Below are 24020 nucleotides of genomic sequence, written 5' to 3'. Positions count from 1 at the left end.
TCAGCCGATCCGGCGCAGGCGCCGGCGCGCCAGCAGCAACGCGACCACGGTCACCACCAGCAGCACCAGCAGGTGGCCGGCGAGGTTGCCCACTGCCGGCAGCCCGACCACCGGCAACGCCAGCTGCGCCAGATGCCAGGTCGGCCACAGCGGTGCCATCGTCGAGAACAGCTGAGGCAGTGCCGACAGCGGCAACCACAGGCCTGACAACAGGGCCAGCGGCAGATAAACCAGATTGACCATTGCCGGCGCCGCACTGGCACTGACGTGGCTGCCGATCAGCAGGCCGATCGCTCCGAGCGGCAGTGCTGCCAGACCCGCCACCGCCAGCAGCTGCACCATCTGCAACGCCTGCAGCTGCACGCCACCGAGCACACGCGCCACGCCTATCAGCAGCAACGCCACCAGCAGCGCGAACATCACCGCCATCGCCAGCCGTGCCAGCAGCGGTGCCGCCGCCGGCATCGGCAGCGCGCGCTTGAGGGTCAGCAGGCCGCCTTCGCGATCCAGCGCCAGCTGCACGCCGAAGCCGAACAGCGCTGGAGCCATCGCACCGAACACGCAGTAGGTGGCCAGCAGGTACAGCGGCGCATGCCCGCGCCCGAGCAGCACGCCGAACAGTAGATAGAACAGCACCGGAAACAGCAGCGAGGGCACCGCGAACGCCGGCGTGCGCCAGGCCCGGCGCAGTTCGGCCAGCAGTTCGGCGCGGTACGGGCGCAGGGCCTGGCGCCATGCAGGCAGCGGCAACCTGGCGGTGCGGACAAGGGTGTTCATGCGGCCTCCCGGGTCATGTCGAGGAAGGCGTCGGCCAGCGCCGCGCCCTGTACTTCCAGCTCGCGCAGCTGCGCGTCGGCGGCCAGCAGACGCGCCACCACCGGCTCGGCCGGGCTCGCCAGCATCTGCAGATGCTCACCGTCGCGCTGCACCTGCTGCACGCCCGGCCATTGCCGTACGTCTTCAATGGGCAACCCACTGCGGCAACGGATGCGGCGCGGGCGGTCGGCCAGGCGCAGCTCGCTCAACGGTGCGTCGGCCAGTACCCGGCCCTGCTCCAGCACCACCACCTGCTGCGCCAGCGCTTCGGCTTCCTCCAGGTAATGGGTGGTCAGCAGCACACCACAGCCTTCGGCCACCAGCTGCCGGATCGCCTGCCACATCGCCTGCCGAACCTGGATGTCCAGGCCGGTGGTGGGCTCGTCCAGGAACAGTACGCGTGGCCGCCCACACAGCGCGATGGCGAACTGCACGCAGCGCTGCTGGCCGCCGGACAGCTGGCCGTAGCGGCGGCGCGCGAGCGCCTGCAGGCCGGCGCGCTGCAGTACCTCCTGCAGCGGCATCGGGTCGGGGTAGCAGGCACTGGCCTGTGCCACCAGTTCGTCCACCTGCAGCATCGGCGGCAGGCTGGTGCTCTGCAGCATCACGCCCAGGCCGAGACGGCTGGTCCGCTGCTGCGGGTCGCCGCCAAGCAGTTCGACCTGCCCGCCATCGGCGCGGCGCAGGCCCAACAACACGCTGATCGCGGTACTCTTGCCGGCACCGTTGCGGCCCAGCAGCGCCAGCACCTGGCCAGCGCGTACCTGCAGGTCGATGCCATGCAGGGCGGTATGGTCGCGGTAACGCACCTGCACCTGCTGCAGGCGGGCCAGCGACGGGGCGATCGTATCCATGTGCGGTACCGGTAGCGGGGACGTTGCCATCCTGTGCCGCCGTGGTCACATTTCGCAGTTGCTGCCGTCAATGACATCGGATGACAGCTGTCACTGCCATCGCCGATGCACCTGCCTTCATGCTGTGCCGCACGCTCCACCGCCGGAACCGCCGCTGCCTGCCCTTCCGGTCACACCCGCCCGAACGCCTGTGATGGAACGAATGAACGCTTCTGCCGAGCTGTTGAAGGAACTCCGTATCGACCGCAAGTCGCCGCCGCCCGCCTCCAGTGGCGGCAGTGGTGACCGCCGCTGGCTGTGGATCGCGATCATCGTGATCGTGCTGCTGCTGGCCGCTGCTGCCTTCACCCTGTTCGGGCGTACGCCGGCGTTGGACGTGGAAACCGCGCCCGCGGTGGCCATCCAGCAGGGCAACGCCAGCAGTTCGGTGCTCGACGCCAGCGGTTATGTAGTTGCGCGGCGCATGGCCACCGTTTCGGCCAAGATCACCGGCAAGGTTCGCGAGGTGATGATCGAGGAAGGCATGCGCGTGGAGCAGGGCCAGATCATGGCCACGCTGGACCCGATCGATGCCGACGCGCAGCGCAGCCTGTATGCCTCGCAGTTGCAGGCCGCACGCAGCCAGGTGGCCGGGCTGGAGGCGCAGCAGAAGCAGGCCGCCGCTGAGGCCAGCCGCCTGCAGGCGCTGGTCGGCCAGCAGCTGGTATCACGCTCACAGTACGACCAGGCGGTGGCCCAGCGCGACAGCCTGCGGGCACAGCTGGACACCGCACAGCGCAACGTCAAGGTGGCCAACGACCAGCTGGCCATCGCCGACCTGGGCGTGGACAACAACATCGTGCGCGCGCCGTTCTCCGGCGTAGTCACCGCCAAGGCTGCGCAGCCCGGCGAAATCGTCTCGCCGCTGTCGGCCGGTGGTGGCTTCACCCGTACCGGCATCGGCACCATCGTCGACATGGAATCGCTGGAGATCGAAGTCGAGGTCGGCGAAGCCTTCATCGGCCGCGTGCAGCCGAAGATGCCGGTGGAAGCCACGCTCAACGCCTATCCGGAATGGAAGATTCCGGGTGAGGTGATCGCCATCATCCCCACCGCCGACCGCGGCAAGGCCACGGTGAAGGTACGCGTGGCGCTGAAGGTGAAGGACCCGCGCATCGTGCCGGAGATGGGCGTGCGGGTCAGCTTCCTGGAACAGGCACAGCCGCAGGCGGCCGCCAAGCCGCAAGGCGTGCGCGTGCCAGGTGGCGCCGTGGTCCAGCGCGAGGGTGCCTCGGTGGCCTTCGTGCTGGGTGACGAGAGCCGCGTGCAGCAGCGCACGGTCGAGGCTGGTCAGGCGATGGGCAAGGATCGCCAGATCCTCAAGGGCGTGAGCGCGGGTGAATCGGTCGTGGTGAACCCGCCGGACACCCTGCTCGACGGCGCCAAGGTGCAACAGAAACAAGCGCAGTAACGGCCTGGCGCCCGTAGGCGCCGCCGGCAACACCGCTCGACGCTCGCCCGCGCCCATCGCGGGTGCGCTTCCCCGTTTCCCGCCTTCCGTGGAGAACCACCCATGTCGACCCTGGTTTCACTGCGCAACATCACCAAGACCTACCAGCGTGGCCCCGAAAAGGTGCAGGTGCTGCACGGCATCGACCTGGACATCGCCAGCGGCGACTTCGTCGCGCTGATGGGCCCGTCCGGCTCGGGCAAGACCACCCTGCTCAACCTGATCGGTGGCCTCGACAACCCCAGCGGCGGCGAGATCAGCATCGAAGGCGAGCGCATCGACCAGATGAGCGGCGGCCAGCTGTCGACCTGGCGCAGCCACCATGTCGGCTTCGTGTTCCAGTTCTACAACCTGATGCCGATGCTGACCGCGCAGAAGAACGTGGAGCTGCCGCTGCTGCTGACCCACCTCAATGCGGCGCAGCGCCGCCGCAACGCAGAGATCGCGCTGACCCTGGTCGGCCTGGCAGACCGCCGCAGCCATCGCCCCAACGAACTGTCCGGCGGCCAGCAGCAGCGCGTGGCGATCGCCCGCGCGATCGTCTCCGACCCGACCTTCCTGATCTGCGACGAACCCACCGGCGACCTCGACCGCCAGTCTGCCGAAGAGATCCTGGGCCTGTTGCAGCAGCTCAACCGCGAACACGGCAAGACCATCATCATGGTCACCCATGACCCGAAGGCCGCCGAGTACGCCACCCACACGGTGCACCTGGACAAGGGCGAGCTGGCCGACGCGCCGCTGGCCCACTGACGGAGGCCACAGCGATGAAATACTTCTCGTTGGTCTGGGCACAGCTGTTCCGCAGCCGCACCCGCACCCTGTTGACCCTGCTGTCGGTGGTGGCCGCGTTCCTGCTGTTCGGCATGCTCGACTCGGTGCGCGTGGCGTTCTCGTCCGGTGGCAGCGTGGAAGGTGCCAACCGGTTGGTGGTGGCTTCGCGCCTGTCGATCACCCAGTCGCTGCCGATCCGCCTGGAAACGCAGATCCGCCAGGTCAGCGGCGTGCGCGATGTCACCTACGGCATGTGGTTCGGCGGCATCTACCAGGACCCGAAGAACTTCTTCCCCAACTTCTCGGTGGCGCCCAACTACTTCGATGTCTACCGCGAGCTGCAGATCGACCCGGCGCAGCTGCAGGACTGGCAGCAGACCCGTACCGGCGCGATCGTCGGCGAGACGCTGGCCAAGCAGTTCGGCTGGAAGATCGGCGACACCATCCCGCTGCAGGCCACCATCTTCCCGCGTGGCGGCAGCAACGACTGGCCGCTGGAACTGAAGGGCATCTACCGCTCGAAGGATCGCGCACTGGCAGCCAATGAAGAACGCCAGTTGATGATGAACTGGAAGTACTTCGATGAGTCCAACGACTACATCAAGAACCAGGTGAGCTGGTACACGGTGACGCTGGACAACCCGGAGCAGTCGTCAAGGGTGGCGCAGGCCATCGATGCGATCTCGGCCAACTCCGACCACGAAACCAAGACCCAGACCGAATCGGCGTTCCAGCAGGCCTTCGTCAAGCAGTTCGCCGACATCGGCATGATCGTCACCTCGATCATGGGCGCGGTGTTCTTCACCCTGCTGCTGTTGACCGGCAACACCATGGCCCAGGCGGTGCGCGAGCGCGTTCCGGAACTGGCCACACTGAAGACGCTGGGCTTCAAGGACAGCACGGTGCTGACCCTGGTGATGGTCGAATCGGTGCTGCTGATCGGCCTCGGTGGACTGATCGGCATGGGCCTGGCGGCGCTGATCCTGCCGGCCATCAGCCCCAAGAGCATGGGCATGCTGCCGCCGCACGTACCGACGCCGACCTGGCTGGTGGGCATCGTCCTGATCGTGGTGATCGGCATCGTGGTCGGGCTGCTGCCCGCACTGCGCGCCAAGCGCCTGAAGATCGTCGACGCGCTCGCCGGCCGCTGAAGAGGACACCGACATGAACAAGCTCAAGAAGTGGCTGGGGAACGCGGTGACCGTGGTGCTGCTGGTCGTTGGCCTGGTGGTATGGATCAGCCTGCCGTGGATCGGCGTCGCCGCCATCGCGGTACTGCTGGGGCTGTGGCTGGCGCTCACCCGCAGTGGCCGGCTGGCCCTGGCCGCTACCCGCATCGGCGTAGCCAGCCTGCCGCAGCGCTGGGGCGCGTCCTCGGTGATCGTGGTCGGCATCGCCGGTGTGGTCGGCGTGCTGGTGGCGATGCTGGCGATGGGCGAAGGCTTCCAGGCCACGCTCAACAACACCGGCGATGACACCACCGCCATCGTGCTGCGCGGCGGCTCGCAGGCCGAAACCAACTCAGTCATCACCCGCGAACAGGTGCCGACGTTGTCCACCCTGCCCGGCATCAGCCGCGATGCCGAAGGTCGGCCGCTGCTGTCACCGGAGCTGTCGCAGGTGGTCAACCTGGTGTCGAAGTCCGATGGCACCGACGTCAACGCGCAGTTCCGCGGCGTCGGCCCGCAGGCGTGGGCGGTGCATGACAAGGTAAAGATCGTCGAAGGCCGCACGTTCGCCACAGGCCTGCGCGAGATCGTGGTCGGCCAGGGCGCCAAGGGCCAGTTCCGCGATCTGGACGTTGGCAAGACGCTGACCCTGGGCAACCAGACCTGGACCGTGGTCGGTGTCTTCGCCACCGGCGATGCGCATGATTCGGAACTGTGGACCGACGCCGATACGTTGGCCACCACCTACCAGCGCAGTGCGTGGCAGTCGATCAGCGTGCGCACCGATGGCAAGGCCGGCTTCGAGCAGTTCAAGGCCGCCGTCGCCGCCGACCCCCGCCTGAAGCTGGATGTGGAAACCACGCGTACCTACTACAGCAAGCAGGGCGGCGGGCTGACCAAGCTGATCGACATCCTCGGCAAGGTGATCGGCACCATCATGGCGGTGGGTGCGGTGTTCGGCGCGCTCAATACCATGTACGCCGCGGTGGCGACGCGTGCGCGCGAGATCGCCACGATGCGGGCAATCGGCTTCCGGGGCCTGCCGGTGGTGACGGCGGTGATGCTGGAGACAATGCTGCTTGCACTGCTGGGTGGCCTGCTGGGCTGTGCGGTGGCGTGGCTGCTGTTCAATGGCTACAGCGTGTCCACCATCGGCAGCAACTTCAGCGCGGTGGTGTTCAAGTTCCATGTGTCGCCGGAACTGCTGTGGACGGGCCTGAAATGGGCGCTGGGCATCGGCCTGGTCGGCGGCCTGTTCCCGGCGCTGCGTGCGGCACGATTGCCGATCACCACGGCGCTGCGCGAAACCTGAGCATCACGCAGCGACAGACTGCGCATCGTGCAGAGGGACGGAGCGAAGGCTCCGTCCCTTTTTCTTTGGTGGGGTCAGATCCCTTCGCTACGCGAAGGGATCTGACCACGATCTGGGTGGTCGTCGCTACAGATTGCGTAGATACCGCCGCTACCGATGCCTCTGCCCGTCGCAAACGCAACGCGCGTGACGCTGCGCACAGTGCATCTGTGGATTGTTGGTTGCGATTCATTTTCGCGCACATTCGCGGCGCAGCGACAAACAGTTACGAATGGAAACAATCTAGAATCGCGCCCCCCACGTTGGTTTGCAGCACCCCACGCGCCCACAGAACGGGCGCATGTTTTTTCTGAAACACGAGATTTCACGGATGTCCCTGAGAACCAATCCGCTGCGCAACGCGATCGTCATCGCGCTGGCCGCCAGCTGCACCACCCCCGCCTTCGCACAGAGCACCGGCGACGCCACAACCACTCTCGACCGCATCGAAATCACCGGCTCGCGCATCCGCCAGGCCAGTGTCGAGACCGCACAGCCGGTGATCGCGCTCAACCGCGCCGAGATCGAGAAGAAGGGCTACGTCAACGTCGCCGACATCCTGCAGGACATTCCCGCCGCAGGTTCGCCGAGCATGGGCCGCGCGTCTTCGCTGACCTCCTCGCGCGACTTCGGCGGCATGTACGTCAGCCTGCGCAACCTCGGCCCGGAACGCAGCCTGGTGCTGATCGACGGCCGCCGCATGGGCGTCAGCGCCGGCGGTTACTCCGACCTGGCCTCGATCCCGTCGGCCATCGTCGAGCGCGTGGAAGTGCTGACCGACGGTGCATCCGCTCTGTATGGCTCGGACGCGGTCGCCGGCGTGGTCAACATCATCACCCGCAAGAACTTCGATGGTGGCGAAGCCAGCGTCTACGTCGGACAGTACGGCCAGGGTGACGGCCAGAAGCGTTCCTACAGCGCCACCTTCGGCAAGACCTTCGACCGCGGCTGGTTCACCGTGGGTGCCGAGCGCACCAAGGAAGACGAAGTGCTGGGCAAGGATCGCGAGTTCAGCCGCTATCCCAACGGCCCGCGCCACCCGACCGACAACTTGAACGGCAATACCCCGTGGGGCTACGTCACCGTCGGTGGCAAGAACCTGACCGTGGGCCCGGGCGGCGATCCGAGCCAGAAGGGCAACTTCCACGCGCCGGATCCGGCCGATGGTGCCAACAGCAAGACCAACATGAGCCTGCTGACCGGCCTGGAGCGCACCTCGGTGTTCGCCAACGGTGGCTTCTCGATCACCGACGACCTGCGCATCGTCGCCGACGCGCTGTACAGCAAGCGCGAATCGACCAAGCAGCTGGCCGGCTACCCGTACTCGGTCAGCGCCGCCCAGGCGCGTAACGGCAGCCGTGCCGCCCTGTCCAAGGACAGTACGTTCAACCTGTGGGGCCAGGATGTGCTGTTCGCGCACCGCTCCGAGGAGCTGCCGCGCGGCACCGAGAACAATCTGGAGACCAAGCGCGCCAGCATCGGCCTGGAAGGCAGCTTCGAAACCGGTTCGCGGTACTGGGACTGGAACGTCAGCTACATGTACAACCGCAATGAAGGCGAGCGCATCGGTACCGGCAGCATGTACCAGCCGCACGTCAACCAGGCCGTCGGTCCGTCCTTCATGGACGGCAACGTGGCCCGCTGCGGCGCACCGGGTGCGGTGATCGCCGGCTGCGTGCCGTGGAACCCGGCTGCGCCGATGGGTTACACCGGCCCCGGCTCGCTGAGCAACCAGGACGTGCAGGACTACCTGTTTGCGCGCTTCGTCGACAAGATGAAGAGCACCACCAAGGTGGCCAGCGCCAACATCTCCGGTTCGCTGTTCACCCTGCCGGCCGGCGACATCATGGGCGCGATGGGCTTCGAGCACCGCAGCGAAGAGGCCAGCTACACCCCGGACATGCGGGTGCAGAAGGGCGAGATCGCCGGCACCACCGGCCAGCCGACCCGTGGCGACTACTCGCTCAACGAGGTCTACCTGGAGCTGCAGGTGCCGCTGCTGACCGATCTGCCGTTCGCGCGCGAACTGTCGCTGGACGTGGCCGGTCGCTACTCGGATTACAACAACTTCGGTTCGACCACCAACAGCAAGTTCGGCCTGAAGTGGAAGCCGATCGACAGCCTGCTGGTGCGCGCCACCTACGGCACCGGCTTCCGTGCGCCGACCGTGGATGACCTGTACGCTGGCACCGTCAGTACCCGCGATTCGTTCACCGATCCGTGCGATACCTCGTTCGGTACCGCTGCGACCAGCCCGACCGTTGCCGCCCGCTGCCAGGCGCTGAAGGTGCCGGCCAACTTCCGCCAGCTCAACAGCGATGGCACTGTTGCCACCAAGCCGGGCCAGCAGTCGACCGTCGACTTCAACTCCGGTTCCAACGCAGAGCTGAAGCCGGAAACCGCCAAGACCTGGACCGTGGGCCTGGTGTACAGCCCGGACTTCGTCGCCGGCCTGGATGTCAGCCTCGACTGGTGGAAGATCCGCATCAACAACGCCATTGTCTCCGAGACCGCCAACAGCATTCTCGAACAGTGCTACGTGCAGGGTTCGGATGCCGCGTGCGGCCGCTTCACCCGCGGCAGCAACGGCCAGGTCAACAGCCTGGACCGCTCGCTGGTCAATGCCGGTTTCCGCGAAACCGCCGGCTATGACATCAATGTGCGTTACCGCCTGCCGGAAACCACGTTCGGCCAGTTCGCCGTCAACTGGAACACCACCTACACCGACTACCTGAAGCAGCGCAACGACAACGCCGCGACCACGCCGGTGGAACAGCGCACCAGCTGGGGCGGCGACTTCCGCGTGCGCTCCACCTTCAACCTGGATTGGCAGTACGGCGACCTCGGCATCGGCTGGACCGCGCGCTACTACTCCAGCATGAAGGAGAAGTGCTCGTACATGGACGAGTGCAACCTGCCGGGCTTCAGCTCGTCGTACACCAGCGCATCGCCGACCAACAAGGTGGGCTCCAACACCTTCCACGACCTGCAGGTGCGTTACAACCTGCCGTGGGACGGCACCGTGTCGCTGGGCGTGAACAACGTGTTCAACCACCAGGGTCCGATCATGTACAGCCAGCCGAACAGCAGCTTCACCTATTACGGTGGCTTCGACATCGGCCGCTTCATGTACATGAAGTACCAGCAGCGCTTCTAAGCCTGCAACCGCGTTCCCGCCACAGCCATCTCTCTCCTGGCTGTGGATGGAAGCAGAGCGGCGCCCTTCGGGGCGCCGCTCTTTTTTGGGGAGCGGGGTCGGATCCCTTCGCCCGCGAAGGGCTCTGGCCCCATGGCTTCGCCGGGCATGGCCCGGCGCTACCGCTTGGCGCGCATCGTGCGGATGTTGTCGCCGACAAACAGGATCAGGCCAGCCCATATCGCGGCAAAGCCGATCGCCTTGGCGGTATCGAACGCTTCGTGGAAGAAGAACACGCCCAGCAGCAGCTGCAGGCTCGGCGCGATGTACTGCAGGATGCCGACCAGCGACAGCGGAATGCGCTTCACGCCGTAGGCGAAACCGATCAGCGGTACCGCAGTGATCGCGCCGCCGAAGATCAGCAGCAGGTCGTTGCGCCAGCCCCAGCCGTGGAAGAACTCGCCACCATGGCCGTTCTCTGCCCAGACCGCAAAGGCCAGCGCCGGCAGGAACAGGTACAGGCTTTCCACGCCCAGGCCGGCCACCGGATCGACCGAGACCAGCTTGCGCAACAGGCCATACAGGCCGAACGAACAGGCCAGGCCCAGCGCGATCCACGGCGGCGTGCCGGCATCGATGGTCAGCCAGGCCACACCCACCGCCGCCATTGCCACCGCCACCCACTGCAGTCGGCGCAGCCGCTCCTTCAGCACCAGTACGCCCAGCAGCACGTTCACCAGCGGATTGATGAAGTAGCCCAGGCTGGTCTCGATGACGTGGCCGGCATTGATCGCCCAGATGTACAGGCCCCAGTTGAAGGCAATGGTCAGGCTCGACACCAGCAGGATCGGCAGCGCGCGCGGCTGCGCAGCGATCTTCTTCCACCAGTCCAGGCGCGAGCTGAGCAGCAGCCAGCCCAGCACCATCACGGTGCTCCAGATGATGCGGTGGGCGATGATCTGGAACGAGGGCACCTCGTTGAGCAGGTGCCAGTACACCGGCACCAGCCCCCAGATCACGAAGGTGGAGGCAGTGACCAGCAGGCCACGGCGTTGTTCTTTCTCGTCCATGCTCATTTCTTTCGCGTCCTCGCCATCGTCAACACCACCACACCCAGAAGAATCACCGCCATGGCGAGGAAGTCCCGCCATCCAAAGCGTTCACCATTCAATGCGGCGCCCAGCAGCACCGCGATCACGGGATTGACGTATGCATAGCTGCCCGCCAGTGCCGGGCGCACGTTCTGCAGCAGCCACACGTAGGCAGTGAAGGCGACGATGGACCCGAACACGCACAGGTAGGCCATCGCCAGCAGGCCGCCGGTGTCGGGCAGCGTGGTCGGGCGCTCGCCAACCGCCAGGCCGATCAGCACCAGCAGCACGCCGCCGCAGAGCATCTGACCGGCGGCGGTCATGAACGGGCCCGGCAGGTCCAGCCCGCGCGCCCACACCGAGCCGAACGCCCAGCCGATCGGCGCAATCAGCAGCAGCACCAGCCCGGTGGGCGAAGCGGTCAGGCTGCTGCCGGCATTGAGCCAGACCACGCCGACGAAGCCGACGGCGATACCCAGCCATTCACCCTTGCTGGCGTGCTGGCCGCGCAGCGCCGAGAACAGCGCCATCCACAATGGCACCGAGGCCACCGCCGTGGCGGCCAGGCCCGAAGACACCTCGCGTTCGGCCAGTACCACCATGCCGTTACCCAGCACCAGCATGGTCACGCCCATGATGACCAGGTTGCGCCACTGCCGCAGAGTCGGGTTCGGCATCTTCCAGAACAGGCGCAGGGCCAGGAACATCAGGCCACCGGCAATGATGAAGCGGCTGCCGGAGACCATCGTCAGCGGCAGCGCGCCGCCGTGCAGGGCTTTGGCGATGCCCAGGTAGGTCGACCCCCAGACCACGTAGACCAGCAGCAGCGCCAACGCGACAAGGCCACCCCGGGGGGCAGCCGCAGACGGAACAGGGGGAGCCGACATGACGCACCAGAGGGGCCGGGGGAACGCGGATTCTAGGACGTTCGGCCGGCTGAAATAACCCCGGTTTTCAACACACTGCAACTCGGATGGGCGATCTTCCCGGGTGCCGGACGCGAAAGGGCGTACGACGATTTAGCTATAGGCCCGTCTGGCGCCCGCTGTCACCCTGTCCGGTCCCATTCCCCGCCCGCTCGTTCGGCACCCGGCGTTGACGTGGGATGCATTACCTAGGAGGCTGGCCGCAAGCGCCCCGCGCGCGGCTGGCACCGATCTTTCCCGCACGGAAGCGCCGCATCGAGGATTCCCACCCGGATGAGCACCACGTCCCATTCCGCTGTCCCCAGCACCGACGGCGCCGCGCTGCGGCGCTCCATCTCCAATACCCTCAAAGGCTCCGCCGGCAACCTGGTGGAGTGGTACGACGTCTACGTGTACTCGGTATTCGCCGTGTACTTCGAATCGCAGTTCTTCTCGCCGGATGACAAGAACTCCACCATGTACGTGTGGGCGATCTTCGCGGCAACCTTCCTGATGCGCCCGATCGGCGCTTGGTTCTTCGGCCGCTTCGCCGACCGCCATGGCCGTCGCCAGGCCCTGACCGTGTCGGTCACGCTGATGGCGGCCTGTTCGTTCCTCATCGCCATCACCCCCACCGCCGCCAGTATCGGTATCTGGGCGGCAGTGATCCTGCTGTTCGCGCGGTTGCTGCAGGGCTTCGCCACCGGCGGCGAGTACGGTGCCAGTGCCACCTACATGTCCGAAGCCGCCATCCCCGGCCGGCGCGGCTTCCTGTCCTCCTTCCACTACGTCACCCTGGTCGGTGGCCACGTGCTGGCCCAGCTGACCCTGCTGCTGATGCTGACCTTCTGGGGCAAGCCGGAAATCTCCGAATGGGGCTGGCGCATCGCCTTCGGCATCGGTGGCATCGCGGCGGTGGTGGTGTTCTGGCTGCGCCGTGGCATGGACGAGTCGCTGTCGGAGTCGTCCATCGAGGCGGCACGCGAGGGCAAGGCACAGAAGTCCGGCTCGATGTACGAGCTGTTCGTGCACCAGTGGCGGCCGCTGCTGCTGTGCTTCCTGATTACCGCCGGTGGCACCGTGGCCTTCTACACCTATTCGGTGAACGGCCCGAAGATGATCCAGAGTGCCTTCGCCGCCAATGATCCGATGACCGGCACCCTGATCAACCTGGGCGTGCTGGCCTTCCTGATGGTGCTGCAGCCGGTCGGTGGCTGGCTGTCGGACATCATCGGCCGCAAGACCCTGCTGGTGTTCTTCGGCGTCGGCGGCGTGCTGTACAGCTGGTACCTGATCACCCAGCTGCCGCACCAGCATGACGCCACCCTGGCGTTCCTGACCCTCGCGCTGGGCTTCGTCATCCTTACCGGCTACACCTCGATCAATGCGGTGGTGAAAGCCGAACTGTTCCCCACCCACGTGCGTGCACTGGGCGTGGGCCTGGGCTATGCACTGGCCAACTCGCTGTTCGGCGGCACCGCCCCGCTGCTGTACCAGGGCGCGCTGAAGACCGGCCACGTGGACTGGTTCGCCATCTACGTGACTGCAACGATCGCGGTATCGCTGGTGGTCTATGTGTTCTTCCTCACCAACAAGGGCCCGAACTGGCTCGACGGCACCCGCAAGTAAGCGCGCCGTCATGATCGCGGCCACCGGTGCAATGCCGGTGGCCGCTGCGTCTTCCGCCACGCCACTGATGTGAATCGCGGCGACGCTGGCCGCAGCCACGGCATTGGCCTGCGCACGATGGTGGCCTGCTATCTGGCAGCACTCGCAGCCGCCAGCTGGGGCGCATGCTGCGCCGGCGTCGGTAGTGCCGGCCGCTGGCCGGCAACCACGCCGTCTTTCCGAAGGTTCATGAGGTTGCCGGCCAGCGGCCGGCACTACCCCTTCAGCGGCGGGCCGCTTCGCTCTTGTCGCGCGCGCCGTGGAACTCCGATTCCTTCTCCCACGTCGGCCAGCGGCGGCTGTTGGCCAGCTCTGCGCCCAGGTCGTAGACCAGCAGGGTGTCGGCGGCGTGGCCGCTCGGGTCCCAGCTCGGCGTCCACGCATCGCAGGCCTGGTGGTAGCAGTCGGCGAAGTACTTCTCGCGCAGCGCGCGGCCGGCTTCAACGCCACCGTCCAGCTTGTCCAGGCCCGGCCCGATGGTGATCGCCGGCACGCCCAGGCGGGCGAAGGCGAAATGGTCGGCACGGTAGAAGAACCCGGCTTCCAGATTCGGGTCCGGGCTGTAGCTGCGGCCGCGGGCCTTGGCCACGCGTTCCAGGTCACCTTCCAGCGAGACCCGGCCCTTGCCCCACGACGCGATGTCACGGGTCGCACCATCCGGGCTGAACATCTCGATGTTCAGTACTGCGGCGGTCTTGTCCAGCGGCGCCAGCGGGTGTGCGGCGTAGTAGCTGGCGCCCAGCAGGCCCTTCTCTTCAGCGGTCAGTGCCACGAAGTACAACGTGCGCTGCGGCTGCGGGCCGGCGGCGAACACCCGGCCCAGTTCCAGCACCGTGGCCACGCCGGTGGCGTTGTCAATCGCGCCGCGGCGGATACGATCGCCCTTGGCATCGGCCTGGCCGATACCGAAGGCATCCCAGTGCGCAGAGAAGATCACCGCCTCGTCGGCATGCTCGCCACCGGGCAGCTTGGCCACCACGTTGCGGGTCACCACCTGCTCGCGCTTGAGTGCGAAATCCACGCTCAGCTTCGCGTTGTCCAGTGCCACGGGTCGGAAATCGGCACGCATCGCCTTGCGCTTCTCGGCATCGAAGTCGAGGCCGGCGTCGGCGAAGATCGCCTCGGCCAGCTCGCGCTGCATCCAGCCGCGCAGCGGCGTGTGCTGGGCCATCGCCTCGGCCTGGCCGCGTTCGATGTCGAACAGCGGCGAGGTGCCCGAGCTCTTCACCGTGGCCCAGCCATACGCAGCCGGCGCGGTCTCGTGCACGATCAGCACGCCCTCGGCACCACGGCGTGCGGCTTCCTCGAACTTGTAGGTCCAACGGCCGTAGTAGGTCACCGCCTTGCCATCAAATGCACCCGGCGCATCGGCTTCGAAATCGGCGTCGTTGATCAGCACCACCGCGATCTTGCCGTGCAGGTCCACGTCCTTGTAGTCGTTCCACTGCCGTTCCGGCGCGTCGATGCCGTAGCCGACGAATACCAGCGGCGCGTCCTTGATCTGCACGCGCTTGCGCGGCTGCAGGCTCTGCAGGGTCACGTCCACGCCGTTGGCCAGCGCGCGCTTGCCCTGCTTCAGCGACAGGCTGGCCTTGGCCGCGCCATCCAGCTGTGCGCGCACCAGCGGCACCGGCTGCACCCAGCTGCCGTCCACGCCGCCCGGCTGCAGGCCGTAGCTGCGGAACTGCTCGATCAGGTACTGCACCGTGCGCTCTTCACCCTCGGTGGCCGGTGCACGGCCCTCGAATTCATCCGACGCCAGCACGCGCACATGGCGCGACAGTGCCTGCGGATCGATGCCGCCACCCGGCAGGTCGTTGGCCGCATGGGCCAGGCCACCGACGAACAGGCAGGACGACAGCAGCAACACGCGCATCGGATTCACGGCAGTACCACGGCAGGCTTGGAAGTCACCAGAGTGTAACGTGGTCGTGACACCGCGGCGCAGCCTGGGCCAACGTCATCCACGCATGGCATGGATCTACTTGCTGATGCGATCCAGCCAGCAGGCCAGGCCTTGGGCGTTGAGTTCGATGTCCATCGCCAGAACAGCGGTCACCGCGGCATCGTCCAGCGCACAGCCATGCAGTTGTGCACGTTCCAGGTACAGCGCCTGCAGTGCGGCCAGCAGGCAGCGGTGGCGATCCGGTCGACCATCGCACTGGCGGCCGATGGCGGCCATCGCATCGATCTGCTCGAACAGGTCGTCGGCCAGTTTCTCCACCTGTTCCACACGACCGTAGTGGGTCAGGTACATCGCTTGCGGCGCGTAATCGAGCATGCGCCGGATCGAGGCCTTCATCGCCTCCGGATCGAACTGCACCGGCGATGAGGTGGGGAAGATGAAAGCACCCTGCGCACTGTCCAGCTCACGGTAGGAGATACCGAACGTATCGCCGGTGAACCAGCTGCGGCTGCGCGCATCCCACACGCAGTAGTGGTGCAGCGCGTGGCCCGGGGTATGCAGCAGCACCAGCTCGCGGCCGGCCAGATCGATGCGGTGGCCGTCTTCGGCCACCACCACACGGTGCTCCGGAATCGCCTCGATGCGACCATAGCTGCGCGCGATCTCTTCGGCGCCGTACACCGCGGTGGCGCCGGCAATCAGCCGGGTCGGATCGATCATGTGCGGCGCACCGCGCGGATGCAGCACCGCCTTCGCATTCGGCAGCTGCTGCATCAGCAGGCCTGCACCACCGGCGTGGTCCAGATGTACGTGCGTGAGCAGCAGCCAGTCCACTGCTTCCACGCCCAGACCGGCCTCCGCCAGCGCCTGCAGCATCGCCGGTACCGACAGGCCGGTGCCGCAGTCGACGAACGCGGCACGGCCGTTTTCAACGATCAGATACGCCGCGTCGAAATCCGGGCGCTGGAAACCGGTATCGATGGTGTGGATGCTGGGGTCGGCGGTCATTGGCACGCACCTGGCAGGATCGGGAACAGATACCCATGGTAGGCGCGCAGGCGGCCCGGGTTCGATGCGGCTTTGGTCGGGTAGTGCCGGCCGCTGGCCGGCAACCTCGGTGTAGCCAGTTGAATGCAGTTGCCGGCCAGCGGCCGGCACTATCGATCAGCCGGAGCGCAATGCGAACCGCGGCCGCAGCAGCAACGCCAGCACCAGCACTGCCAGGAAAGCTCCATAGGCATACAGCACCGCCAGCACCTGCGGCCAGATCGGGCCGGCGCCGGGCTGCACCAGGCCGATATGGTGGCCCCACAGCATCGCCAGGATGCTCAGCAGCAATGCCAATGCCAGGGCAGCACCATCGAACAGGCGCCGCCGCGCGCTACGCGGCTGGCGCGGGAACAGCCAGTACAGGCTGCCCAGCAACAGAAACCAGGGCAGGAACAGCAGCAGCGACAACCAGGCCATTGCAGACTCCATGTCATCGCGCCTGAGGCGCGCGGACATCATGCCATGGCCGCCGATTGCGGGTAGTGCCGGCCGCTGGCCGGCATTCCGCCCTCAACAGCGCCGACCAAGGTCGGCATCTACCGATCAGTCGGCGCGCAACACAGCCAATGCCGCCAGCACCGCATCCACCTCGGCTTCCAGCTTGAACAGCTCGCTCTGCAGCTGGTCGCCCTGCTCGGCCTGCTTGATCACCGCGATCAACTGGCCCGCATCGCGCGGCGAATCAAAGCCTTCGCTCTGGATCAGCAGCGTGCCGTCACCGGCGGTCAGCTTGAAGTAGAAACGGCCGTCCTTCTCGCGGTACTGCTTGAACAGCGGCGGTGCCACGCGGGCCACGCCAGCGTCCTCGCTGGCGATGTCGCCCGCGGTGGACAGGTCACGCAGGCCCACCGCATGGCGCAGCTCGTCCAGCAGCGGTGCCGCCAGCTGCTCGCGCAGCTGCTGGCCACGGCGCTTGAGCAGCGCCTCGATCTTCTCCGGCTCGGCCATCAGCGCGTTGTAGCGCTCGCGCAGCGGAGAAAGCTCGCTGTCGATGCGCTCGAACAGCTGCTGCTTGGCATCGCCCCAGCTGATGCCGGCGGCGAACGCCTTGGCGAATTCCGCGGTCTGTTCCGGGGTGGCGAACGCCTGGTACATCTGGAACAGCGCCGAGCCCTCGGTGTCCTTCGGCTCACCCGGTGCGCGCGAGTCGGTCAGGATCGAGAACACCAGCTTCTTCAGTTCCTCGCGCGGCACGAACAGCGGAATGGTGTTGTGGTAGCTCTTGCTCATCTTGCGGCCGTCGAGGCCGGCCAGCGTCGCCACCTGCTCGTCGATCACCACGTCCGGCAGCGGGAAGTACTCCTTGCCGTACACGTGGTTGAAGCGCTGGGCGAAATCGCGCGCCATCTCGATGTGCTGGATCTGGTCGCGGCCCACCGGCACCTGGTTGGCCTTGAAGATGAGGATGTCGGCGGCCATCAGCACCGGGTACATGAACAGGCCGGCGCTGACGCCCGCGTCCTCGTCCACGCCTTCCTCGCGGTTCTTGTCCACCGCCGCCTTGTAGGCGTGCGCGCGGTTGAGGATGCCCTTGCTGGCGATGGCGGTCAGGAACCACATCAGCTCGGTGGTCTCGCGGATGTCGCTCTGGCGGTAGAACCACACATGTTCCGGGTCCAGGCCGCAGGCCAGCCAGCTGGCCGCGATCTCCAGGGTCGCGCGCTGGGTGCGCTGCGGATCCTGGGACTTGATCAGGCTGTGCAGGTCGGCCAGGAAGAAGAAGCTCTCGATCCCCGGGGCGCGGCTGGCCGCGATGGCCGGACGGATGGCGCCAACGTAGTTGCCCAGGTGGGGCGTGCCGGAGGGGGTGATGCCGGTAAGGACTCGGGTCGTCATGACTGCGTGGGGTAACCTTCGATGAACGGGGCCAGTTTACCTTGCACGCCACCAACCCCGTCAGGGCCCGCGGCGCGTTCATTCACGCAACCCCGCTGGAGACGCCCGATGAAACGCCTGCTGCCCCTGCTGCTGATCCTGCCCCTGGCCGGCTTCCGCCCGGCCCCGATGCCGCCGCCGGTGTACGAAGGTGGCCCCGTGCGCATGTCCCTGGTCGACCGCGACCGCGGCACCGAACTGCGCAGCTACCCCGCCGAGGGCCAGCGTTGGGTGGCCGGCGAGCGCGGCCACCGCTACGCCGTGCGCCTGTACAACGACAGCCCGCGCCGGGTGCTGGTGGTGCTGTCGGTGGACGGCGTCAACGCCATCTCCGGCGAAGATGCCGATCCCTCGCAGACCGGCTACGTGCTCAACCCCGGCCAGCGCGCCGACATCACCGGCTGGCGCAAGAGCCAGGACGAAGTGGCGCAGTTCGTGTTCAGCAGCCCCGGTGGCAGCTATGCCAGCCGCACCGGCCGTCCGGACAACATCGGCGTGGTGGGCGTTGCGGTGTTCGAGGAAGCACGACGCTGGTACCCGCAGCCGATCCTGCGCCGTGGCCTGCCAGCACCGGCCCCGGCGGCCGAAGCAGCGGCCGATGCCAGCGCCAGCAACAGCCGAATCGAGGGCTACGCCAGCAAGTCGCAGGCGCCAGCGTTGGGCACCGGCCACGGCGCACGCGAACAGTCCTCGGTACGCGATACCGACTTCGAACGCGCCAGCCGGAGCCCGGCCCAGGTCCTGCAGCTGCGCTACGACAGCGCCCGCAACCTGCGCGCACGCGGCATCCTGGTGGATTCGCCGTCGCGCCTGCCGCGCGAACCGCAGGCGTTTCCCAACCGCTACGTGCCGGACCCGCCGGCGCGCTGATCCTCCCGACCAGACAACACAACGCCCGCAACCTCACGGTGCGGGCGTCGTGTTGTGGGGGAAACCGAGGCGCTTACTTGTAGTCCGGGTAGTCCTTGCTCACGGCGTCCTGGAACTCACGCACTTCCTTCTCCGCGCGATCCTTGGCCCAGCCATAACGTTCCTGCAGGCGGCCGGCCAGATACTCGGCATTGCCTTCGGCCACATCGAAGTCGTCGTTGGTCAGATCGCCCCACTTGGCCTGGGCCTTGCCCTTCAGCTGCGACCACTTGCCGGAAATGATGTCTTTGTTCATTGCTGGGAGTCCTTGGTTGCAACGGCGTTCTTACCGTGGCTCCAGCTTCGCGCAGTGGCCGTTGAAGACCGGTCAACCTGCAATGAAATAGATGCTCACCTGCTTGAATGGTTCACTCCGCTTCGACAGCACGCAGCGAAAGGCACGCACAAAAAAAAGGCCGGGGATGTCCCCGGCCTTTTTCTTTTCGCTGCGTGCCGGTCTTACCGGCCCTTGGCGGTGTCCTCAACCTTTTCGCCAGCCTTCTGCACGTCCTTGCCGGCACCGGCAATGGTGTTGCAACCGGCCAGCAGGGCCACCGAGAACATCGACAACAGCATCAGGGCAACTACGCGCTTCATGGGCTTCTCCTTGGGTTTGCCGCTACACCGCTTCATTCGCGGATGGGATTCTTTCGCTCGGCGGGAGAAGGCCAATGCCCACCACCGCCGCGTGAAGTGCAATCTGGCGGCAGTGGCGTGGAGCGCGTGTGAACGGATCACAGATCCGTTCAGGCGGAACCGTCAATCGCGCATCAGGGTGGACTTGCCGAACAGGCTTTCGACCAGGTCCACGGCCAGTTCGGCAGTGGCATTCTGCTTGTCCAACAAGGGGTTGAGCTCAACGATGTCCAGCGAGCCCATGCGCCCGGTGTCGGCGATCATCTCCATCACCAGCTGCGCCTCGCGGTAGTTCACCCCGCCCGGCACGGTGGTGCCCACGCCCGGCGCGATGCTCGGGTCCAGGAAGTCCACATCGAAGCTGACATGCAGATGGGTGTTCTCGTCGATGCCGGCCAGCGCCGCTTCCACGGTGCGCTTCATGCCGTTCTCGTCGATGTAGCGCATGTCGTAAACATCGACCTTGTGGGTCTTGATCAGGCGCTTCTCTTCCGGGTCCACCGAGCGGATGCCGATCTGGTGCATCTGCGCCGGGGTGATCGTCGGTGCGCTGCCACCCAGCTGGGTCAACGCGTCCGGGCCAAGGCCGCACAGGCAGGCCACCGGCATGCCGTGGATGTTGCCCGACGGGGTGACATCGCTGGTGTTGAAGTCCGAATGCGCATCCAGCCACAGCACGCGCAGGGTCTTGCCCTGCTCGCGGCACCAGCGCGCCACGGCGGTGATCGAACCGATGCCCAGGCAGTGGTCGCCACCGAGCATGATCGGCATGCGCCCGGCCTGCAGTTCGGCATAGCTGGCTTCCATCAGTGCGTGGTTCCACGCCACCACTTCATCCAGGTGGCGATAGCCCTGCACCGGCGCAGTCCACGGGTTGCGCGGGCCGTCCAGGTTGCCGAGGTCGCGCACGTCCACGCCACGCGCTTCCAGTGCTTCGGGCAGGCCCGCCACGCGCAGCGCTTCCGGCCCCAGCCGTGCACCGCGATGGCCTGCGCCCACATCGGTGGGAACGCCAATCAGGGATACGGAGATGGGATGGGCCATGGGTGCCTCCTGCGCGGAAAAAGAAGCACAGTCTAGCCAGAGCTGTGTGACACCACTCGCGGCGGTGCAGCAGGGCATTGGCATGGCATGATGCCGCGCGGACCCGACTCCCCCTCATGGAAGATTGCGATGTCGCCCTTCATCAATACCGCCTGGCCCCGCTTTTTCACCGTGGCGCTGCCCATCGCCCTGCTTGCGGTTTTTCTGAGCAGTTCGATCGATGCGTCGCCGAATGGCTGGCTGATGCAGGCGACGCTCCTGCTGACGCCATTCTCGTTTCTGCTGTTCCTCGGTTTGGGTTGGCAGCGCCTGCGCAAGGCACACGCTGAATACCCGATCCTGAAGAGCGAGCCGCAGCGGATGCTGGCGGCATTGATTGGCAACGTGAAGGTGGCCGCGCTGTGGTTCGGCCTGACGTCAGTCGGGACGCTCGCCCTGATGCTGGCGTGGGTGTTGTTGTATAGGTCCCGCGGCTGAGGCCGGCCCCAGCCCGCTGCAAGCTCAGCTTCCGCGGCGGCGAACCGGCGTCACGCTCTGCACCTGGCCGTTGTTGCGCATCATGCACAGGAAGCGCCCATCGGGATAATCGATGATGAGTTCCTGGTAATCGCTGCCCACCGGCACCTGGGTCACCAGCGTGCCCTGCGCACCCTTGCGCATGTTGCAGGAACCCAGCGCGGTATCGCCTGCCGGCGCGCTGTTGGCCGCCTTGGACACATTGCGGAACACCGCGCGGCAGCCGCCGTTCACCCACACCGAATGCCGCGACAGACCCCAGTTCTGGCCTTGTTCGCAGCGGGTATGACTGAGCTGGCGCACGATTTCCACGTTGCCACGGGTATCCATGTCGCACGACACCTGCTGCTGGCCGGTGGACTCGCAGGTGACTTCGCGCGGTAGCGCCGCGTCGTTGTCGTCATCGTGGCGACGGTGGTCGCGATGTTCAGACGGTGCGGGCTCTCCGCCGGCACTGACCTGGCAGATGCCGTTGGCGCCGCCACGGCCGGTGTAGCTGATCTGCGGCGTGCCGTCCTCGTTGCTGCTGATCGAAAGGGTGATGCCACTGTTGGTATCGCGTGCCTCGAAATAGCGGTCGTTGAAGCGTTTCAGCGAGGCCTCGCGGCCCTGCACGTAGACCGGCCCGCCTTCGTCGGCGTGCACATCGATGCCGCCCGGGCAGCTGGCGTTGAAGAACGGCACTGCGGCCATGGCCGGGGTAACGAAAGCGGTGGACAACAGTGCGGCGGTGAGCGACAGGGCATGGCGACGCATGTGCGGATCCCGAAGGGGCCCAGAGTGGGCGTGTGGCGGCAGTATGCGGTGGGGCGCTGCTCACTGTCCGTGAGGAATATCAAGATCCGGGTGGAGCGCGTGGGGATTCAGGTCTGGTAGGGTGTTCTAGAAGTCCACTTGTGCATGGAGATGTAGTAAACAACAGGAGATGCGGGCGTACCTTGAGCACCCGCACCTTTGGGAGAAGCGATGAAAGGAGTCGTACTCGCCGCATTCGCCGCCTCCATCCTGGCAGGCTGCGCCACAACGATTGGATTTCCACAAGGCATCCCTTCGGATGGCTATACCGAGCTGGTGTCCACGCCTCTCGGGCCATTCCGCTACTTCCGGTCTCTCTCCATTGTTCCAGGGCGCAAGGACCTGCCCGCTCTGGAATCGTTTCACTGCACCAACACCCAGCACGAAATCCTGCTCTTGATGGCTGCAGGATCACCGGTTGACGTTGCCGATACCTGCATGCGCATTGATGCAGCAGCGAAGTTCTCCGAATCATGGATAGAAGCAAAGGCGAACAGATACCGGATTCTTCTCGCGCCAACGGATACCGCCGCGACGATACAGTCGCGTGCTTTGGGATCGTTCTCGGGTGGGAAGACATTGGCACTTGCGGCTTCGATACATGACGACCGCGGACGGACTGTTGCAAACCTTGTCGATCTGGTCGCACACGAGACATTCCATGCGCTAGGTCATGCCACAAGGCACCCTCAGGCGCTTGATGAACGCATCGCCTACTACGCCGGAATCTGCGCACAGCTTCAGGTAAATGGCGTTGTTCGAGAGGATTCGCTGCCTGGAGCCGCCATCGGCACGGACGACGCTGCAGTGCAGCTGTCTTCGCAAGCAGCCTATCGTGTCCGTCTCGAGACCTATCCCCTTCTCGCCGATGGCCGCATTCAAATGAATGAAAAGTCTGGCGAACGTATGCTCCAGCGTTGCAACCAACTCAGAAGGGGTCTTACGAGGTCGCGTTGAACATGCCTCCAGACCCGCATTCTTTTCAGAACGGCAACGCACAAAAAACCCGCCATTGCAGCGGGTTGATTGTTCCCCGTGGACATGTGCGGATGCCAAGGGATCGAAGTGGTGCCGCTTATCCGAATCGAACGGATGACCTACTGTTTACAAGACAGTTGCTCTACCAACTGAGCTAAAGCGGCATGGGTGGTGCACCGGCGGCAGTGCCGCGGTCCGGGGGATTCTAGCGCAACCGTGTGCATTCCAGCGACCGGCTCTGTGCCGCGCCGCTGCGCTGCTGGGCCTGGGCCGGCTGTGCGCCCGCTGCCAGCTGTCCTTCCAGCCACCATTGGCCGGCGTCGCCGCTGGCCACCAGGCGCGGCTGGAAGCCGGCAGCCTGCACCGCCGCCATGCGGCGCTCGGCGCCTTCGCGGTTGCGGTACTGGCCCAGCGCCACGGCGTTGATGTCCTCGCCCTGGCTGATGATGTAGTAGTCGCTCAGGCCGGCGGCGACGATGCGCTTCACCGTGGCCTGGGCTTCGTCGCGGTTGGCGGCGGCCGGCAGCATCACCCGGAAACGGGCGCTGCCGCTGGCAGCAGGCTGTTCGCGCAGGCGCACCTGACTGATGACATTGCCGGCCTTGCCCTGCGCACTGGTCGCGGCGGCGCGGTCGGCGAACGGACCCAGCGCGATGCAGCGCGGCGGCTCGGCGGCTGCGGACGGGGTTGCGGGCTTTTCCGGGGCCGCGGTCGGCGCGGCCGGTGTCACCGGCTTGGCAGCGGCAGCAACCGGCGTAGCCTCGGCCACCTGCGGGTTGGCGATCTCCTGCTTGGCCGGCGCAACGGGCGCAGGCGTCGCAGCCACAGACGTCCTCTCCGCAGGTTCGCGCTCCATCAACGGCGCGGTCGGGGCGGCGGCAATGGCCTCGGCGGCCGCAGCGGCATCCACGCCACCGGGCACCCAGCGCAGCTCGGCTACGCCAGCGGGTTGCGGCGGCGGCGCAGGCGCCTGCGGTGCATCGCGCAGCAGCCACCAGCAGGCGACGCCAAGATTGAGGATGGCCAGTACGACGATCAGGGCACGGGTCAGCATGCGC

Annotated in this window: 22 protein-coding genes and 1 tRNA gene; 9 read left to right on the top strand and 14 right to left on the bottom strand. The window is 66.3% G+C overall.

Annotation, left to right across the window (positions count from 1 at the left end; translation table 11 throughout):
* A complete protein-coding gene (locus tag AC13GA_RS16240) occupies positions 1-777 on the bottom strand; it encodes an ABC transporter permease (protein ID WP_136639127.1) in 777 nt (258 codons plus the stop codon).
* Positions 774-1670 (bottom strand): ABC transporter ATP-binding protein, encoded by an 897-nt coding sequence (locus AC13GA_RS16235; RefSeq protein ID WP_482998543.1) that lies wholly within the window; start codon positions 1668-1670, stop codon positions 774-776. The genes AC13GA_RS16240 and AC13GA_RS16235 overlap by 4 nt, the downstream gene beginning before the upstream one ends.
* Positions 1671-1872: 202 nt before the next feature.
* On the opposite strand from AC13GA_RS16235, the gene AC13GA_RS16230 reads away from it, so the two are divergent.
* The 5 genes from AC13GA_RS16230 to AC13GA_RS16210 all read left to right on the top strand — a co-directional run bounded on the left by AC13GA_RS16230 (position 1873) and on the right by AC13GA_RS16210 (position 9610).
* Entirely contained in the window at positions 1873-3120 is a 1248-nt protein-coding gene (locus AC13GA_RS16230) for an efflux RND transporter periplasmic adaptor subunit (protein ID WP_482998542.1), read from the top strand.
* 102 nt (positions 3121-3222) lie between these two features.
* Positions 3223-3912, top strand: a complete 690-nt coding sequence (locus AC13GA_RS16225) for an ABC transporter ATP-binding protein (protein ID WP_004137569.1) — start codon at positions 3223-3225, stop codon at positions 3910-3912.
* Between the two features lie 14 nt (positions 3913-3926).
* Positions 3927-5084: an ABC transporter permease gene (locus AC13GA_RS16220; protein ID WP_032978283.1), complete on the top strand. Its 1158-nt coding sequence runs from the start codon at positions 3927-3929 to the stop codon at positions 5082-5084.
* Positions 5085-5097: 13 nt separating this feature from the next.
* Entirely contained in the window at positions 5098-6414 is a 1317-nt protein-coding gene (locus AC13GA_RS16215; protein WP_482998541.1) for an ABC transporter permease, read from the top strand.
* A 370-nt stretch (positions 6415-6784) separates the two neighbouring features.
* Positions 6785-9610, top strand: a complete 2826-nt coding sequence (locus AC13GA_RS16210; protein WP_482998540.1) for a TonB-dependent receptor plug domain-containing protein — start codon at positions 6785-6787, stop codon at positions 9608-9610.
* Positions 9611-9768: 158 nt separating this feature from the next.
* Here AC13GA_RS16210 and rarD read toward each other — a convergent pair whose 3' ends face one another.
* Both rarD and yedA read right to left on the bottom strand, forming a co-directional pair.
* The gene (gene rarD, locus AC13GA_RS16205) at positions 9769-10665 is read right to left on the bottom strand and encodes an EamA family transporter RarD (RefSeq protein ID WP_478474475.1); all 897 of its coding nucleotides are present in this window, start codon (positions 10663-10665) and stop codon (positions 9769-9771) included.
* Positions 10662-11567, bottom strand: a complete 906-nt coding sequence (yedA, locus tag AC13GA_RS16200; protein WP_012509785.1) for a drug/metabolite exporter YedA — start codon at positions 11565-11567, stop codon at positions 10662-10664. Before yedA ends, rarD begins: the two co-directional genes overlap by 4 nt.
* 312 nt (positions 11568-11879) lie before the next feature.
* Between yedA and AC13GA_RS16195 the strand changes: the two genes are divergently transcribed.
* Complete coding sequence (locus AC13GA_RS16195) at positions 11880-13214, top strand: MFS transporter (RefSeq protein ID WP_004137399.1); 1335 nt, start codon at positions 11880-11882, stop codon at positions 13212-13214.
* Positions 13215-13476: 262 nt separating this feature from the next.
* Here the strand turns inward: AC13GA_RS16195 and AC13GA_RS16190 are convergent, their stop codons facing one another.
* The 4 genes from AC13GA_RS16190 to AC13GA_RS16175 all read right to left on the bottom strand — a co-directional run bounded on the left by AC13GA_RS16190 (position 13477) and on the right by AC13GA_RS16175 (position 18045).
* Positions 13477-15129 carry a M28 family metallopeptidase gene (locus tag AC13GA_RS16190; RefSeq protein WP_478475548.1) on the bottom strand — a complete coding sequence of 551 codons (1653 nt, stop codon included), beginning with the start codon at positions 15127-15129 and terminating at the stop codon, positions 13477-13479.
* Between the two features lie 105 nt (positions 15130-15234).
* On the bottom strand, positions 15235-16167 hold the full coding sequence (locus tag AC13GA_RS16185; protein ID WP_049462315.1) for an MBL fold metallo-hydrolase: 933 nt from the start codon (positions 16165-16167) through the stop codon (positions 15235-15237).
* A 156-nt stretch (positions 16168-16323) separates the two neighbouring features.
* Complete coding sequence (locus AC13GA_RS16180; protein WP_046984557.1) at positions 16324-16626, bottom strand: hypothetical protein; 303 nt, start codon at positions 16624-16626, stop codon at positions 16324-16326.
* 126 nt (positions 16627-16752) lie between these two features.
* Complete coding sequence (locus AC13GA_RS16175) at positions 16753-18045, bottom strand: tryptophan--tRNA ligase (protein WP_136639121.1); 1293 nt, start codon at positions 18043-18045, stop codon at positions 16753-16755.
* 108 nt (positions 18046-18153) lie between these two features.
* On the opposite strand from AC13GA_RS16175, the gene AC13GA_RS16170 reads away from it, so the two are divergent.
* Complete coding sequence (locus AC13GA_RS16170; protein WP_136639120.1) at positions 18154-18954, top strand: hypothetical protein; 801 nt, start codon at positions 18154-18156, stop codon at positions 18952-18954.
* 73 nt (positions 18955-19027) lie between these two features.
* Here the strand turns inward: AC13GA_RS16170 and AC13GA_RS16165 are convergent, their stop codons facing one another.
* The 3 genes from AC13GA_RS16165 to rocF all read right to left on the bottom strand — a co-directional run bounded on the left by AC13GA_RS16165 (position 19028) and on the right by rocF (position 20673).
* The gene (locus AC13GA_RS16165; protein WP_004153772.1) at positions 19028-19249 is read right to left on the bottom strand and encodes a CsbD family protein; all 222 of its coding nucleotides are present in this window, start codon (positions 19247-19249) and stop codon (positions 19028-19030) included.
* A 203-nt stretch (positions 19250-19452) separates the two neighbouring features.
* Positions 19453-19590, bottom strand: coding sequence for an entericidin A/B family lipoprotein (locus tag AC13GA_RS16160; RefSeq protein WP_008266021.1), 138 nt, complete (start codon positions 19588-19590; stop codon positions 19453-19455).
* A 162-nt stretch (positions 19591-19752) separates the two neighbouring features.
* A complete protein-coding gene (gene rocF / locus AC13GA_RS16155) occupies positions 19753-20673 on the bottom strand; it encodes an arginase (protein ID WP_482998539.1) in 921 nt (306 codons plus the stop codon).
* A 129-nt stretch (positions 20674-20802) separates the two neighbouring features.
* Here rocF and AC13GA_RS16150 point away from each other — a divergent pair, with 129 nt between their 5' ends.
* Positions 20803-21150 (top strand): hypothetical protein, encoded by a 348-nt coding sequence (locus AC13GA_RS16150; RefSeq protein ID WP_046984553.1) that lies wholly within the window; start codon positions 20803-20805, stop codon positions 21148-21150.
* 24 nt (positions 21151-21174) lie between these two features.
* On the opposite strand, the gene AC13GA_RS16145 is transcribed toward AC13GA_RS16150, so the two are convergent.
* Positions 21175-21945 (bottom strand): DUF3011 domain-containing protein, encoded by a 771-nt coding sequence (locus AC13GA_RS16145; RefSeq protein WP_482998538.1) that lies wholly within the window; start codon positions 21943-21945, stop codon positions 21175-21177.
* Positions 21946-22155: 210 nt separating this feature from the next.
* Here AC13GA_RS16145 and AC13GA_RS16140 point away from each other — a divergent pair, with 210 nt between their 5' ends.
* Positions 22156-22941 (top strand): hypothetical protein, encoded by a 786-nt coding sequence (locus AC13GA_RS16140; RefSeq protein WP_136639116.1) that lies wholly within the window; start codon positions 22156-22158, stop codon positions 22939-22941.
* A 109-nt stretch (positions 22942-23050) separates the two neighbouring features.
* Here AC13GA_RS16140 and AC13GA_RS16135 read toward each other — a convergent pair.
* Together AC13GA_RS16135 and AC13GA_RS16130 are read right to left on the bottom strand one after the other, a co-directional pair.
* Positions 23051-23126: transfer RNA gene (locus AC13GA_RS16135), tRNA-Thr, on the bottom strand.
* Between the two features lie 41 nt (positions 23127-23167).
* Positions 23168-24016: an SPOR domain-containing protein gene (locus AC13GA_RS16130; RefSeq protein ID WP_482998537.1), complete on the bottom strand. Its 849-nt coding sequence runs from the start codon at positions 24014-24016 to the stop codon at positions 23168-23170.
* Positions 24017-24020: the final 4 nt, after the last annotated feature.

Source organism: Stenotrophomonas sp. 22DLJC03, from assembly GCF_056861405.1.
Note: the sequence above shows the minus strand (reverse complement) of the source record. Positions and strands in the feature narration are given on the sequence as shown.